The following is a 14,290-nucleotide window of genomic DNA, read 5'->3' as shown; positions in this document are numbered from 1 at the left end:
CCATGGCCCCTGCAACACCCGTCGCCGACGGCTTCGTCTATGCCTCGCTGGAGCAACTGATGCTGCTGGAGCACCAGGTGCGCGGGCTCAGTTTCCTGTCGCGGCAGCCGCTGTCCAGCGTGCTTTCCGGCAACCATGCGGCGCGCCTGCGCGGCCGCGGGCTGAGCTTCGACGAGCTGCGCCAGTACAGCCCCGGGGACGACCTGCGGCACCTCGACTGGCGCGCCTCGCTGCGCTACGGCAAGCCCTTCGTGCGCAGCTACACCGAGGAGCGCGACCGCCCGACGCTGCTGCTGGTGGACCAGCGCATGAGCATGTATTTCGGCTCGCGGCGCTACTTCAAGTCGGTGACCGCGGCGGAGCTGGCGGCCATCGGCGCCTGGATGGCCTTCCACGCCGGCGACCGGGTGGGCGGGCTGGTGTTCGGCGACCAGCGCATCGACTATGTGCGCCCGCTGCGCAGCCGCGCGCGGGTCGAGGCGCTGTGCTCGGCGGTGATCCGCCACAACCATTCGCTTCACGCGACACGCACCGACGACGAGTCGCCGGGGCAGCTCGACCGGGTGCTGCGCGAATGCCTGGCGGTGGCCGGGCACGACGCGCTGATCGTGATCATCAGCGACTTCGCCGGCGTCGGCCCGCAGACCCTGCAGCTGCTGCGCCAGCTGGGCGCGCACAACGACGTGCTGGCGCTGCAGGTGTTCGACCCCATCGCCCTGAAGATTCCCGACCGCGGCCGCGTCACCGTGACCCAGGGCGAGCTGCAGGTGGAGCTGGAAGTGGGGCGGCGCCAGGTGCACCGGCCCCTGGGCGAGTTCCTTTCCGGGCGCCTGAAGGACGTGGCCACGTTGCTGCGCCGCAGCCAGGTGCCGTTGATGATGTTCAGCACCGGCCGCGAGAGCCTGGAGCAATTGCGCGGCGAGCTGGGCCGGCTATCGGGCGTGCCGCGATGAGCCTCGCCGCGGTACCGAGCATCGACCAGCTGCAGGAGCTGGCCCTGCCGCCGCCGGCCACCGGCTACTGGCCGCAGACCTGGGGCTGGCTGGTGCTGGCGCTGGTGTTGCTGGCGCTGCTGGTGGCCTGGGGCATCTGGCGCTACCTGCGCTGGCGGCGCGACCGCTACCGGCGCGAGGCCCTGGCGCTGCTGGAAGCATTGAGCGCCGCCCTGGACGACCCGCAGCGCCGCCTGGGCGCCCTGCGCGAACTGCCGCAGCTGCTCAAGCGCGTGGCCCTGTCGCTGCCCGGGGGCGAGGCCGCGGCGCGGCTGGGCGGGGAGCAGTGGCAGACGTTCCTGCAGCGGCGCAGCGCCACTCCCTTGCCGGCGGACCTGGCGCAGCGCCTGGCGCTGCTGGCCTATGCCCCGGCGGAGCGCCTGCAGGCGCTGGCCGACGGCGACGTACAGGCATTGCTGGCGGCCTGCCGGCACTGGATCGAGGCCCACCATGTGGCAGTTTGACTACCCCTGGCTGCTGTTCCTGCTGCCGCTGCCCTGGCTGGTGTACCGCTACCTGCGCGCCTACCACGAGTCGCGCAGCGCCCTGCGCGTGCCATTCTTCGCCGCCATGAGCCGCGCCACCGGCCAGGCGCCGGGCAATGGCAAGGCCGGCGGCGGGCGCTGGCAACTGGCGCTCAACCTGCTGGTGTGGGCCCTGCTGGTGGCCGCCTGCGCGCGCCCGGTGCTGGTGGAGAAGCCCATCGAGAAGGAGCGGCCGATCCGCGACCTGATGCTGGCGCTGGACATCTCCCAGTCCATGGAAACCCGCGACTACACCGACTCGGGCGGGCAGAAGGTGGACCGCCTGACCGCGGTGAAGAGCGTGGTGCGCGACTTCATCGCCAAGCGCAAGGACGACCGCATCGGCCTGATCGTCTTCGGCACCGGCGCCTTCCCCCAGGCCCCGCCGACGCTGGACCACGCCAGCCTGTCGACGCTGCTGGACGAAGTGGGCATCGGCATGGCCGGGCCGAACACCGCGCTGGGCGACGCCATCGGCCTGACCATCAAGCTGCTGGCCGACGCCAAGGAGCAGGAAAAAGTGCTGATCCTGCTCACCGACGGCAACGACACCGCCAGCGCCATCACTCCGGACCACGCGGCGGCCATGGCCCGCGAGCGCGGCATCGTGGTGCACACCATCGGCATCGGCGACCCCGCCGCCAGCGGCGAGGCCAAGGTGGACCTGGACAGCCTGCGCGGCATCGCCCAGACCACCGGCGGGCGTTTCTTCCGCGCCGGCGACAGCGGCGCCCTGCAGCAGGTGTATGCGACCCTCGACCGGATCACCCCGCACAAGGTGAAGACCTTCAGCCACCAGCCCAAGCGCGACCTGTTCTGGCTGCCCCTGGGCGCCGCGCTGCTGGCCCTGCTGCTGGCCCACGGCCTGGCGGCCCTGGCCGGGCGTGTCAGTACGCCGGGCCGGCGCCAGGCGCAGGCGGAGGGTTGAGATGGACATCGACCTCGCCGCCTTCCACTTCCTGCGCCCGCTGTGGCTGCTGACGCTGCTGCCGGGCGTGCTCCTGCCGCTGCTGTGGACGCGCCGCCACGACCTGGTGCGGCGCCTGGACGGCATCATCGCCCCGCACCTGCTGCAGCACCTGGTGATCACCCCGCAGGACAACCAGCGCCTGCGCCCGGTGCACCTGCTCGGCGCCTTGCTGGTGCTGGGCGGCATCGCCGCCGCCGGGCCGACTTGGGAGCAGGACCGCCCGGCCTTCCTCGACAACCGCGCGCCGCTGATCCTGGCCCTGGACCTGTCGCCCTCGATGGACGCCGACGACGTGCCGCCCTCGCGCCTGGAGGCGGCCAAGGACAAGCTGCACGACCTCATCCAGCGCCGCGCCGGCAGCCGCACCGCGCTGCTGGCCTACGCCGGCAGCGCGCACCTGGTGCTGCCGGCCACCGAGGACCCGGCGCTGCTGGACAGCTTCCTCCAGGCCCTGGCCAGCAACCTGATCGAGCGCCAGGGCAAGGACGCCCTGGGCGCCATCGAGGTGGCCAAGCGCCTGCTGGCCGCCGAGCAGGCGCCGGGCACCCTGGTGCTGGTCACCGACGGCGCCGACCGCGAGCAGTTCGCGGCCATCGGCAAGGCCCTGCAGGACAGCGAACTGCAGGTGCTGGTGCTGGCCGTGGGCAGCCAGGACGGCGGCCTGCTCAAGGGCGGACAGGAAGACGCCGAGGGCCGGCCGCTGCTGGCGCGCTTCGACGCCGAGGGCCTGAAGGGCCTGGCCGACGCCGCCGACGCGCCCCTGGGCAGCCTGACGCTGAACGACGACGACCTGGACTGGATCGAGCTGCACGCCCAGCAGCACTTCCAGGCGGCCCAGGACGACGGCCGCGAGCTGCACTGGAAGGATGCCGGCTACTGGCTGTGCTGGCCGTTGCTGGTGCTGGCGCTGCTGGGCATCCGCAAGGGCTGGCAGGTGCACTGGATGGGCGCGGCGCTGCTGGCCCTGGGCCTGGGCTGGGCGGCGCCGCCGGCCCACGCGGGGCCGCTGGCGGACGCCTTCTTCACGGCCGACCAGCAGGGCCGCTGGGCCTTCGAGCACGAGCATTACCCGCAGGCCGCGGCGCACTTCCAGGACACCTACTGGAAGGGCATCGCCGCCTACCGCGCGGCGGACTACCAACTGGCCCTGGCCACCTTCGCCCGGCTGGACACGGCGCCGGCGTACTTCTACCTGGGCAACACCTACGTGCACCTGTCCAGGTTCGAGCAGGCCATCGCCGCCTATCGCCAGGCCCTGGCGCGCCAGCCGCAGTTCCCCGAGGCGCAGGCCAACCTGGCCCTGGCCGAGGCCCTGCAGAAGGACCACGACGCCCAGCAGGAGGCCGGACCGCCGGACGAGAAGGCCGACAAGGAGGTGTTCGACAACACCGCCGGCAAGGGCAAGACGGTGCCCAGCCAGACCGGCCAGGCCAGCTCCGACGAGCAGTGGCTGAGCAACCTGACCACCTCGCCGGCGCGCTTCCTCAAGCGCAAGTTCCTGCTGCAGGACGCCGCCCACGCCCCGGCCACGGAGGCCAGCCCATGAAGCGCCTGTTGCTGTGCCTGCTGCTGGCCCTGTCGCTGCCGGCCCTGGCCGACGACCCCGTGGTGAAGGTGCGCAGCCAGTTGCTGCCGGGCGATTCGGTGCTGGTGGGCGGCACCCTCGATCTGCAGGTGGACGTGCTGGTGGACACCTGGTTCAGCGCCGCGCCGCAGTTGCCCAAGTTGACGCTGGACGGCGCGGTGGTCTCGGTGCCCAGCGGCGAGGCCACGCACCTGAACGAGCAGATCGACGGCAAGCCGTTCTTCGGCCTGCGCTACAGCTACCAGATCACCCCGCAGCAGGCCCGCGCCTTCGACATTCCCGCCCTGGCCATCCAGGTGCAGCCGGGGCAGGGCAGCGGGCCGCAGACGGTGAGCACCCAGGCCCTGCATTTCACTGCCCGCGAGCCCGCCGGCGGGGAGGCCGCGGGGCAGCGCCTGGTGGCCCGGCAACTGACCTTCAGCCAGGCGCTGGAGCTTTCGCACAAGCCGCTGCGGGTGGGCGACAGCGTCACCCGGCGCCTGCGCGTGCAGGCCGAAGGGGCCCAGGCGATGCTCATCCCGGCGCCGGTGTTCGCCGAGGTGGACGGCCTCAAGCGCTATGTGCAGTCGCCCAGCGTGGGGCCCCTGGGCGATGGCCGTGGCGGCGTGGATGGCGGCCAGCGCGAGGATGCGGCGACCTACGTGGTGAGCGAGGCCGGGCACTACAGCCTGCCGGCCATCGAGCTGCACTGGTGGGACGCCAGCACGGGCGAGCAGCACACCGCCACGCTGCCGGCCCTGGCGCTGGAGGCCAAGGGCGAGGCCGGCTACCAGGCGCCGTTCTCCATCACCGAGGACCTGCGCCGCCTGGGCCAGCGGGCCCAGCTGCACATCGCCGGGCACTGGCTGGTGGTCGGCCTCGCCCTGGTGCTGCTGGCGGCCCTGGCCTGGGCCGCGAACACCTGGGGCGCGCCGCTGGTCGGCCAGTGGCGCGCCTGGCGCCAGCACCGCCGCGAGGCCTGGCTGGCTTCGCCCGAATACGCCTGGCGCCAGGTGCGCCCGCAGCTGGCGGGCTCGCCGCCGCAACTGGGGGCGCTGTACCTGTGGCTGCGCCGGCGCACGGGATGTCGCGAAATGAGCAGCGCCTTTGGGCAATTGCCCGAACCGACTGTCAATTATTTGCTAGCGTTTTTCAGAACTCGCTATGGACGCGAACACCGCGCAGACACTTCGGCGCAGTTGCTCGAGGCCCTGCCCGGGCTGCCGAAGGCCGTCGCCGAACACGACAGCCCGCCACCGGCGCGCTGCAGCCTCAAGCCGTTGAACCCATGAAGCAAGGACGTCCCATGTACCCACAACGCACACTGCCCAGCCTGCGCTGGATCTTCGCCCTGCTGCTCTGCCTGCCGTTGCTGGCCCAGGCGGCGGAGGTGCTGCCGTCGTGGAACGACGGGCCTTCGCGGCAGGCCATCGTGAAGTTCGTCGAGGCGGTCACGACCGAGGGCGACAAGGGCTACGTGGCGCCGGCCGAGCGCATCGCCGTGTTCGACAACGACGGCACCCTGTGGAGCGAGCAGCCGATGTACTTCCAGGTGCTGTTCGCCCTGGCCGAGGTGAAGCGCATGGCGCCGCAGCACCCGGAGTGGAAGACGCAGATGCCGTTCAAGGCGGTGCTGGAGGATGACCAGAAGGCGCTGGCGGAAACCGGCATGCGCGGCCTGCTGGAAATCGTCCTGGCCACCCATACCAACATGAGCACCGAGGCCTTCACCGCCAACGCCCAGCGCTGGCTGGCCAGCGCCAGGCACCCGCGCAGCGGCAAGCCCTACACCGAGATGGTCTACCAGCCGATGCTGGAGCTGCTGGGCTACCTGCGCGAGCACGGCTTCAAGACCTACATCGTTTCCGGCGGCGAAGTGGCCTTCATGCGCGCCTTCGCCGAGGAGGTCTATGGCATTCCGCCGGAGCAGGTGATCGGCACCACCTTCGCCACCCGCTTCCAGGACGAAGAGGGCGCGCTGTCGATCCAGCGCCTGCCCAAGCTCACCCACAACGACGACGGCGCCGGCAAGCCGGAAAGCATCGACGCCATCATCGGCCGCCGGCCGATCCTCGCCTTCGGCAACTCCGACGGCGACCTGCAGATGCTGCAGTGGACCACCGCGGGCGAAGGCCTGCGCTTCGCCGGCCTGGTGCACCACACCGACGCAGAGCGCGAATGGGCCTATGACCGGCAGAGCAAGGTCGGCCGCCTGGACAAGGCGCTCGACGAAGCCACCGCCAAGGGTTGGACGGTGGTGGACATGGCGAAGGAGTGGAAACGGGTCTACCCGTTCGAACAGCAAGCGGGAAACAACTGAGAACCGCAGGAGCACGAGGGGCGCCAGCCAGTCAGTCGGCGCTCCCGGTGAACGTAGTCGTGGCTCACGACAAGCAAACCGGAAGGGAGTAACACCTACATGAAACGCACGGGAAGATGGTTGTCGCAGTTCGCCCTGGCGGCGACGGCGATAGTCGGATGTTCGCTCGCCAGCGCCGCTGACAAGCCGAACATCCTGGTGATCTTCGGCGACGATATCGGCCAGACCAACATCAGCGCCTATTCCTTCGGCGTGGTCGGCTACAAGACGCCGAACATCGACCGTATCGCCCACGAAGGCATGATGTTCACCGACTACTACGCGGAGAACAGTTGCACCGCCGGCCGTTCCACCTTCATCACCGGCCAGTCGGCCCTGCGCACCGGCCTGTCCAAGGTGGGCATGCCCGGCGTGCCGGTGGGCCTGCAGGACCGCGACATCACCATCGCCCAGGCGCTCAAGGCCCAGGGCTACGCCACCGGCCAGTTCGGCAAGAACCACCTGGGCGACCGCGACGAGTACCTGCCGACCAAGCACGGCTTCGACGAGTTCTTCGGCAACCTGTACCACCTGAACGCCGAGGAAGAGCCCGAGCGCCCGTACTGGCCGAAGGACGACGAGGCCTTCACCAAGGCCGCCACGCCGCGCGGGGTGATCCACTCCACGGCCGACGGCAAGATCGAGGACACCGGCCCGCTGAACAGCAAGCGCATGGAGACCATCGACGACGACACCACCCAGGCCGCCATCAACTTCATGGACAAGCAGGTGAAGGCCGACAAGCCGTTCTTCGTCTGGATGAACACCACGCGCATGCACCTGTTCACCCACGTGCGTGATTCGATGAAAGGCCAGAGCGGCATGCTCGGCAACGAGTACGCCGACGGCATGGTCGAGCACGACGGCGACGTCGGCAAACTGCTCAAGGCCCTGGATGACCTGAAGATCACCGACAACACCATCGTCGTCTACACCACCGACAACGGGCCGAACCAGTTCTCCTGGCCGGACGCGGCGACCACCCCGTTCCGCAACGAGAAGAACTCCAACTGGGAAGGCGCCTACCGGGTACCGGCGATGATCCGCTGGCCGAACCACGTCAAGCCGGGCACCGTCTCCAACCAGATGTTCTCCGGCATGGACTGGTTCCCGACGCTGCTCGCCGCAGTGGGTGACACCGATATCAAGGACCGCCTGCTCAAGGGCGCCAATATCGGCGGCAAGAACTTCAAGGTGCACCTCGACGGCTTCAACCAGCTGGACTACCTGACCGGCAAGTCCGACAAGGGCGCGCGCGACGAGTTCTACTACTTCAACGACGATGGCGACCTGGTGGCCATGCGCTTCGGCGACTGGAAACTGGTGTTCTGCGAGCAGCGCGCCCCTGGCGGCTTCGCCGTCTGGAGCGAGCCCTTCACCTGCCTGCGGGTGCCCAAGCTGTTCAACCTGCGCATGGACCCGTACGAGCGGGCGGACGTGGTCTCCGACCAGTACTACGACTGGCTGACCAAGAACGACTACCTGCTGTTCCAGGGTGAGCGCAAGGCCGCGGCCTTCCTGCAGACCTTCGTCGAGTACCCGCCGAGCCAGCGCCCGGCCAGCTTCAGCATCGACGCGGTACGCAAGGCAGTGGACCAGAAGATCGAAGAGAAGATGAAACAGGGCGCCAAGTAGTGCGCATGGCAGTGGACGCCGCTCCGGCGGCGTCCGTTCTCCGGCCCGCGACGGTTCCGCCGTCGCGGGCCTTCCTCTGTCCGACAAGGCCGTCCCGATGCCCTCAGCCGCCAGCCCGTCCCGCATGAGCCCCCGTCGCAGCGCAGCAGAACAGGCCCGCCCGCGGGCGCACCTGGCCATGGCGCTGCCGGCCCTGCTGATGTTCGCTTCCGGTGGCGCGGCCCTGGTGTTCCAGGTGCTGTGGGTGAAACAGCTTTCCCTGGTGGTGGGGGTGGAGGTGTATGCCGTCACCACCGCCATCAGCGCCTTCTTCGCCGGCCTGGCCCTGGGCGGCCTGGCCTTCGGCCGCTGGGCCGACCGCCTGCGCCGGCCGGTGCGCCTGTATGCCGGCCTGGAACTGCTGGTGGCGCTGCTGGGCGTAGGCGCCACCTTCGCCCTGGCCCATGCCGCCGGGGCCTTCGCCCGCCTGGAGGCCAGCCTGGGCCTGCTGGCCTGGCTGTTGCCCTTCGCCCTGGTGGGGCTGCCGGCCTTCTTCATGGGCGGCACGCTGCCGGTGCTGGTGCGTGCGCTCAAGCCCGTCGAAGGGCAGCTGGGCCGCGCCGGCGGCGGGCTGTACGCGGCCAATACCGCCGGCGCCATCGCCGGCACGCTGCTGGCCGCCTTCGTGCTGCTGCCGGCCCTGGGCGTGCTGGGCAGCGCCTGCGCCGCCGCCGGCTTCAACCTGCTGGCCGCCGCCGGCGCCTTGCTCGCTCGCCGCGAAGCCGTGGAACCCGCCGCGCCCGCCGGGCAGGTTGCGCCGCCGCGCCGCCCGGCCGCGCGCCTGGCCATCGCCCTGTACTGCGTGGCCGGTGGCGTGGCCCTGGGCTACGAAGTGGTGTGGACGCAATCCATCGTGCAGTTCATGAGTACCCGCGCCTTCGCCTTCGCCGTGGTGCTGGCCACCTACCTGTGCGGCCTGGTGCTGGGCAGCGCGCTGTACGCCCGGCGCGCCGACCGCCTGCGCGACCCCTGGGGGCTGTTCGGCCTGCTGATCGCCGCCGCCGGGCTGCTGGCCATCCTCCAGGTCGCCGGCCTGGGCGCCTGGCTGGTGGGCGCGCAGACCCGCGCCGAGGCACTGGTGCTGGGGCTGGGCGGCAGCGAGCTGGCCGGCATGTGCGCGCGCTTCGCCGTGGCCGCGCTGTGCGTGGTGTTCCTGCCGACGACCCTGCTGGGCGCCGCCTTCCCCCTGGCCCTGCGCCTGGCGGTGGACAGCGCCCACGTCGGCCGCGATGTCGGCCGGGTGGTGGCGCTCAACACCCTCGGCGGCATCCTCGGCGTGATGCTCACCGGCTTCGTGCTGGTGCCCGGCCTGGGCCTGGTGCGCACCCTGGCGCTGCTCGCGGCGCTGGCCGCGGCCGTCGGCCTGCTGGCGGTGTGGCGCGGCGAAGGCGTGGGCAAGCGGCTGCGCCTGGGCGTGGCGCTGGTCGCGGCGGCCACCCTGGCCGTTGGCGCGCTCACTTCGCCCCGGCACCTGGCCGAACTGATGCCGGCGGCGCGCCACGGGCAGATCACCTTCTACGAGGAAGGCCGCGGCGGCACCGTGGCGGTGGTGGAGCAGGGCAGGGGGCAGAACCGCTTCAGCCGCCTGTACATCCAGGGCGTGTCCAACACCGGCGACGCCATGCCTTCGCTGCGCTACATGCGCCTGCAGGCGCTGCTGCCGCTGCTGGTGCACGATGGCGAGCCGCGCTCGGCGCTGGTGATCGGCTTCGGCACCGGCATCACCGCCGGCGCCATGCTGCGCTACCAGGGCCTGCAGCACCCGGTGGTGGCCGAGCTGCTGCCCGAGGTGCTGGCCGCCGCGCCACACTTCAAGGGCACCTTCGACGCCCGCCACGACCCGCGCCTGGAGATCCGCCTGCGCGACGGCCGCCGCGAGCTGCTGCGCAGCGCCGAGCACTACGACATGATCACCCTGGAGCCGCCGCCGCCCTCGGCCGCAGGCGTGGTCAACCTGTACTCGCGGGACTTCTACCAGCTGGCCGCCAGCCGCCTGGAGCAGGGCGGCATCGTCGCCCAGTGGCTGCCGCTGCCGACGCAGAACGAAGAGGACAGCCGCGCGCTGGTGCGCAGCTTCATCGACGTCTTCCCCCATGCCTGGCTGTGGACCACCGAGTTCCACGAGATGCTGCTGGTGGGCTCGCTGCAGCCGCTGCGCCTGGACGTGCCGCGCATCCGCGAGCGCTTCGCCCAGCCGGAGGTTTCCGCGGCCCTGGCCGAAGTGGGCGTGGACTCACCGGAAGCGCTGCTGGCCACCTGGGTGACCGACCGCGCCGGGCTGGAGAGCTTCGCCGGCGACGCGCCACCGGTCACCGACGACCAGCCGCGCATCGAGTACGCACCCTGGGTGCGCGCCAAGGAGATCACCCGGGTGCTGCCGGCGCTGCTGGCGCTGCGCCGCGCGCCACCGCTGGAGGGTGCCGAGCCATCCTTCCGCGCCGCGGTGGACGACCACTGGACGCGCCTGCGGCGCTTCTACGACCTGAGCCTGCACGCCTACCGCGGCGACCGCCAGGCCTGGGCGCGGGACGCCCGCCAGGTGGTGCGCGACGACGGCGATAATCCCTATTACCGCTGGTTCCTTGGTGCGCCGTAGCCAGGAGCATCAGGATGACTCCGGGTTCGCCGGCGGCTTCGAACGGCCCCCTCTCCCTCCGGGAGAGGGCTGGGGTGAGGGTTACGGACTTCACTCACACACCTCTGCCAACCCTTACTCCGCTCCCCCACCCTAACCCTCCCCGCAAGCGGGAGAGGGGACCGTTCGGCGCGAGGCGGAATCACGAGCTCCCTGGCTCCGCCATCAGCTCCTGCGACCCCAGAGCCGTCGTGAACGGGCTTCGGCGCACCGGCCAACGGCGTATAACCGCGAACGGTTATACGCCCTACGATGGGAATCACCGGGTAGCCAGGAGTACCAGGATGACTCTGGGTTTTCCGGCGGCACCGAACGGCTCCCTCTCCCTCCGGGAGAGGGCTGGGGTGAGGGCAACGGACTTCGCCCACACACCTCTGCCAATCCTGACTCCGCTCCCCCTCCCTAACCCTCCCCCTGAAGGGAGAGGGGACCGTTCGGCGCGAGGCAGAATCACGAAGCTCCCTGGCTCCGCCATCAGCTCCTGCGACCCCAGAGCCGTCGTGCACGGGCTTCAGCGCACCGGCCGACGGCGTATAACCGCGAACGGTTATACGCCCTACGGTGGGAATCACCACGTAGCCAGGAGCAGCAGGATAACTCCGGCTTCTCCGGCGGCTCCGAACGGCCCCTCTCCCTTTGGGAGAGGGCTGGGGTGAGGGTTACGGACTTCGCTGACACACCTCTGCCAACCCTGACGCCACCATCATCTCCGACGGCTCCAGCCTCGTAGGATGGGTTGAGCGAAGCGATACCCATCGCCATGGCCGCATGGGTTTCGCCAAGGCTCAACCCATCCTACGAAAAGCGCTTCGGCTACGCGCGCGGCCCCAGCAACTGGCGGCGGTATGCGCCGGGCGTGAGGGCAAACCAGCGTCGGCAGGCGCGGTTGAACACTGCCTGCTCGCTGTAGCCGAGCATGTTGGCGATCTGCGCCAGGGGGATGTCCCGCGCCGCCAGGTAGGTTTGCGCGCGCTCGCGGCGGACGCCCTCGACCACTTCCTCGAAGGTCAGCCCCAACTCGCCCAGGCGGCGCTGCAGGGTGCGCTCGTGCAGGCCCATCTGCTCGGCCACCAGGGGCAGTCGGCAGCGCTGGGTGGGCAGCATGCGCATGACCATGCGCCGCACCAGCTCGCCCAGGTCGCTGGCGCCTTCCTGCTCGAACTGGCTGAGGTACTGCACCAGGGTGCGGTGCAGCGTCGGGTCCTGCTGCTCGATGCGCTGCTGCAACTGGGCGTGGGTCAGCAGCATGGCGTAGCCGGCCTGGCCGCTGCGCACCTCGGTGTGGAAGTAGCGGCGGTAGCGCAGCAGGGGCAGCGGGCTGGCGCCGTGCAGTTCCACCGCCTGCGCCTTGAAGGCGGGGCCGCAGAGCAGCGTCATGGTGTTGTGCGTCACGCCCATGGCCAGTTCGGCCATCTGCCGCTGCTGCGTCACCCCGGGGATGCGCAGGGCGATGCTCAGCCGCGGGGCCTGGCCGGGCGTCTGGTCGAGGTCCAGCTGGATGCCCGGGCTGTGGTAGCCGATGAAGCGCACCACGTCGGCCAACGCATGGGCCACGGTCACCGAGTGGCGGGCGATGGCGGCGATGGGGCCGAGCACGTGCAGGTTCTGGTATTCGGCCATGCGCAGGCCGAAGTCCGGGCAATCCAGTTCGGCGGCGGCGCACTCCAGCAGCCCCACCAGCGAGCGGAAGGGCACCCGGGCGTCTTCGTCGTCGAGCAACTGCGGCTTGATGCGGAAGCGCTCCAGGTAGGCGGCCGGGTCCCGGCCGTGCTGGGCGACCAGCTCGCGGAAGCCGGTGAAGGAGGTGGTGCGGATGAAGGGTTCCATGTCATGAAGAATCAATTATCTGTCATCAAAGATCAATCAATCCGTTCGCGTCCGGCAAAGAATCCATGGCGTTCCCATTCCCCTCACCCCCGGAGCACCCATGGAATTCGACTACATCATCGTTGGCGCCGGCTCGGCTGGCTGCGTGCTGGCCAACCGCCTGAGCGCCGACCCCGGCGTTTCCGTGTGCCTGCTCGAAGCGGGGCCCGAGGACCGCTCGCCGCTGGTGCACGCGCCGGCCGGCATCGCCGCCATCCTGCCGACGCACCACGTCAACTGGGCCTTCGACACCGTGCCCCAGCCCGGCCTGGGCGGGCGCATCGGCTACCAGCCGCGGGGCAAGGTGCTGGGCGGCAGCAGCTCGATCAACGGCATGATCTACATCCGCGGGCACCACAGCGACTTCGACGACTGGGCGGCGCTGGGCAACCCCGGCTGGTCCTTCGCCGAGGTGCTGCCGTACTTCCGCAAGAGCGAGCGCCACCATGGCGGCGGCTGCGAGTACCACGGCGGCCAGGGCGAACTCTACGTCGGCAAGGTGGACGCCCACGTGGCTTCCCATGCCTTCATCGAGGCCGGGCTGCACGCCGGCCATCGCTACAACGAGGACTTCAACGGCGCCGAGCAGGAAGGCGTGGGCCACTACGAGGTGACCATCCGTGACGGCCGCCGCTGGAGCGCCGCCACCGCCTTCCTCAAGCCGATCCGCCAGGCGCGCGGCAACCTGACGGTGCTGACCGGCGCCCGTGCCGAACGCATCCTGCTGCAGGGCGGGCAGGCCTGCGGCGTGCGGGTGACGCACAAGGGCCAGCACCTGGAACTCAAGGCGCGCCGCGAGGTGCTGCTCAGCGCCGGGGTGTTCGGCAGCCCGCAGCTGCTGATGCTCTCCGGCATCGGCCCGGAGGCCGAGCTGAAACCCCACGGCATCCGCGTGGAGCACGAGCTGCCGGGCGTGGGGCAGAACCTGCGCGACCACCCGGACGTGGTGCTCTGCTACCGCAGCCACGACACCTCGCTGCCCGGCTACTCGGTGCGCGGCGGCGCGCGCATGAGCGCGGCCCTGGCGCAGTACCTGGCCTGCCGCAGCGGCCCGCTGGCGAGCAACTTCGCCGAGGCCGGCGCCTTCCTGCGCACCGGCCCCGAGCAGAGCCGCCCCGACGTGCAGCTGCACTCGGTGGTGAGCCTGCTGGACAACCACAACCGCACGCTGCACTGGGGCCACGGCTTCAGCTGCCACGTCTGCGTGCTGCGGCCCAAGAGCGCCGGCAGCCTGGGCCTGCAGTCCGCCGACCCGGCCGCGGCGCCGCGCATCGACCCGAACATCCTCGGCCATGACGACGACGTGCAGACGCTGCTCAAGGGCTACCGCATGGCGCGGGAAATCTGCGAGCAGCGGCCCATGGCGCGCTTCGGCCTGCGCGACATGTACAGCGCCGGCCTGCACAGCGACGAGCAACTGGTGGAGGTGCTGCGCCGCCGCACCGACACCATCTACCACCCGGTGGGCACCTGCCGCATGGGCCCCGACGAGGACGCGGTGGTGGACAGCCGCCTGAAGGTCCGCGGCATCGAGGGCCTGCGCGTGGTCGACGCGTCGATCATGCCGACCCTGGTGGGCGGCAACACCAACGCGGCGGCGATCATGATCGCCGAGCGCGCGGCAGGGTGGATCGGCGAGGCCTGAGCCGGCGCGGACCGGCTGTCGTGGAAAGAGCAGGGTGCGCCGGCCGCGTCGCCATCTTCGA

The 14,290-nt window shown here is 70.7% G+C and carries 10 protein-coding genes; 9 read left to right on the top strand and 1 reads right to left on the bottom strand.

The annotated features are described in order from the left end of the window. Positions 1 to 2: 2 nt before the first annotated feature. The 8 genes from BM060_RS20530 (at position 3) to BM060_RS20495 (ending at position 10,679) form a co-directional block, all read left to right on the top strand. Positions 3 to 953 (top strand): DUF58 domain-containing protein, encoded by a 951-nt coding sequence (locus BM060_RS20530; protein ID WP_074982471.1) that lies wholly within the window; start codon positions 3 to 5, stop codon positions 951 to 953. Continuing rightward, positions 950 to 1,456 (top strand): DUF4381 domain-containing protein, encoded by a 507-nt coding sequence (locus BM060_RS20525; protein WP_074982470.1) that lies wholly within the window; start codon positions 950 to 952, stop codon positions 1,454 to 1,456. Before BM060_RS20530 ends, BM060_RS20525 begins: the two co-directional genes overlap by 4 nt. Continuing rightward, positions 1,443 to 2,444, top strand: coding sequence for a vWA domain-containing protein (locus tag BM060_RS20520; RefSeq protein WP_074982469.1), 1,002 nt, complete (start codon positions 1,443 to 1,445; stop codon positions 2,442 to 2,444). Before BM060_RS20525 ends, BM060_RS20520 begins: the two co-directional genes overlap by 14 nt. 1 nt (position 2,445) lies before the next feature. After that, positions 2,446 to 4,032, top strand: a complete 1,587-nt coding sequence (locus BM060_RS20515) for a VWA domain-containing protein (RefSeq protein ID WP_074982467.1) — start codon at positions 2,446 to 2,448, stop codon at positions 4,030 to 4,032. Next, on the top strand, positions 4,029 to 5,342 hold the full coding sequence (locus tag BM060_RS20510; protein WP_074982465.1) for a BatD family protein: 1,314 nt from the start codon (positions 4,029 to 4,031) through the stop codon (positions 5,340 to 5,342). The genes BM060_RS20515 and BM060_RS20510 overlap by 4 nt, the downstream gene beginning before the upstream one ends. A gap of 14 nt (positions 5,343 to 5,356) precedes the next feature. Further along, positions 5,357 to 6,370, top strand: coding sequence for an HAD family hydrolase (locus BM060_RS20505; RefSeq protein ID WP_135499993.1), 1,014 nt, complete (start codon positions 5,357 to 5,359; stop codon positions 6,368 to 6,370). A gap of 99 nt (positions 6,371 to 6,469) precedes the next feature. After that, positions 6,470 to 8,044: an arylsulfatase gene (locus BM060_RS20500; RefSeq protein WP_074982460.1), complete on the top strand. Its 1,575-nt coding sequence runs from the start codon at positions 6,470 to 6,472 to the stop codon at positions 8,042 to 8,044. 124 nt (positions 8,045 to 8,168) lie between these two features. After that, positions 8,169 to 10,679, top strand: a complete 2,511-nt coding sequence (locus BM060_RS20495; protein ID WP_074982458.1) for a fused MFS/spermidine synthase — start codon at positions 8,169 to 8,171, stop codon at positions 10,677 to 10,679. Between the two features lie 852 nt (positions 10,680 to 11,531). On the opposite strand, the gene BM060_RS20490 is transcribed toward BM060_RS20495, so the two are convergent. Then, entirely contained in the window at positions 11,532 to 12,545 is a 1,014-nt protein-coding gene (locus BM060_RS20490; RefSeq protein ID WP_074982456.1) for an AraC family transcriptional regulator, read from the bottom strand. A 100-nt stretch (positions 12,546 to 12,645) separates the two neighbouring features. On the opposite strand from BM060_RS20490, the gene BM060_RS20485 reads away from it, so the two are divergent. After that, positions 12,646 to 14,229, top strand: a complete 1,584-nt coding sequence (locus BM060_RS20485) for a GMC family oxidoreductase (RefSeq protein WP_074982453.1) — start codon at positions 12,646 to 12,648, stop codon at positions 14,227 to 14,229. Positions 14,230 to 14,290 lie beyond the last annotated feature (61 nt).

Source organism: Pseudomonas citronellolis, from assembly GCF_900112375.1.
GTDB lineage: Bacteria > Pseudomonadota > Gammaproteobacteria > Pseudomonadales > Pseudomonadaceae > Pseudomonas > Pseudomonas citronellolis.
The sequence above is the reverse complement of the archived record's forward strand: the minus strand, read 5'-3'. Positions and strand labels throughout refer to the sequence as shown.

Bases quoted from the DNA above. Each gene is read 5' to 3' on its own strand.
- BM060_RS20500 (WP_074982460.1), top strand. From the start codon at position 6,470: ATGAAACGCACGGGAAGATGGTTGTCGCAGTTCGCCCTGGCGGCGACG.
- BM060_RS20505 (WP_135499993.1), top strand. From the start codon at position 5,357: ATGTACCCACAACGCACACTGCCCAGCCTGCGCTGGATCTTCGCCCTG.
- BM060_RS20510 (WP_074982465.1), top strand. From the start codon at position 4,029: ATGAAGCGCCTGTTGCTGTGCCTGCTGCTGGCCCTGTCGCTGCCGGCC.
- BM060_RS20495 (WP_074982458.1), top strand. From the start codon at position 8,169: ATGAGCCCCCGTCGCAGCGCAGCAGAACAGGCCCGCCCGCGGGCGCAC.
- BM060_RS20530 (WP_074982471.1), top strand. From the start codon at position 3: ATGGCCCCTGCAACACCCGTCGCCGACGGCTTCGTCTATGCCTCGCTG.
- BM060_RS20515 (WP_074982467.1), top strand. From the start codon at position 2,446: ATGGACATCGACCTCGCCGCCTTCCACTTCCTGCGCCCGCTGTGGCTG.
- BM060_RS20525 (WP_074982470.1), top strand. From the start codon at position 950: ATGAGCCTCGCCGCGGTACCGAGCATCGACCAGCTGCAGGAGCTGGCC.
- BM060_RS20490 (WP_074982456.1), bottom strand. From the start codon at position 12,545: ATGGAACCCTTCATCCGCACCACCTCCTTCACCGGCTTCCGCGAGCTG.
- BM060_RS20485 (WP_074982453.1), top strand. From the start codon at position 12,646: ATGGAATTCGACTACATCATCGTTGGCGCCGGCTCGGCTGGCTGCGTG.
- BM060_RS20520 (WP_074982469.1), top strand. From the start codon at position 1,443: ATGTGGCAGTTTGACTACCCCTGGCTGCTGTTCCTGCTGCCGCTGCCC.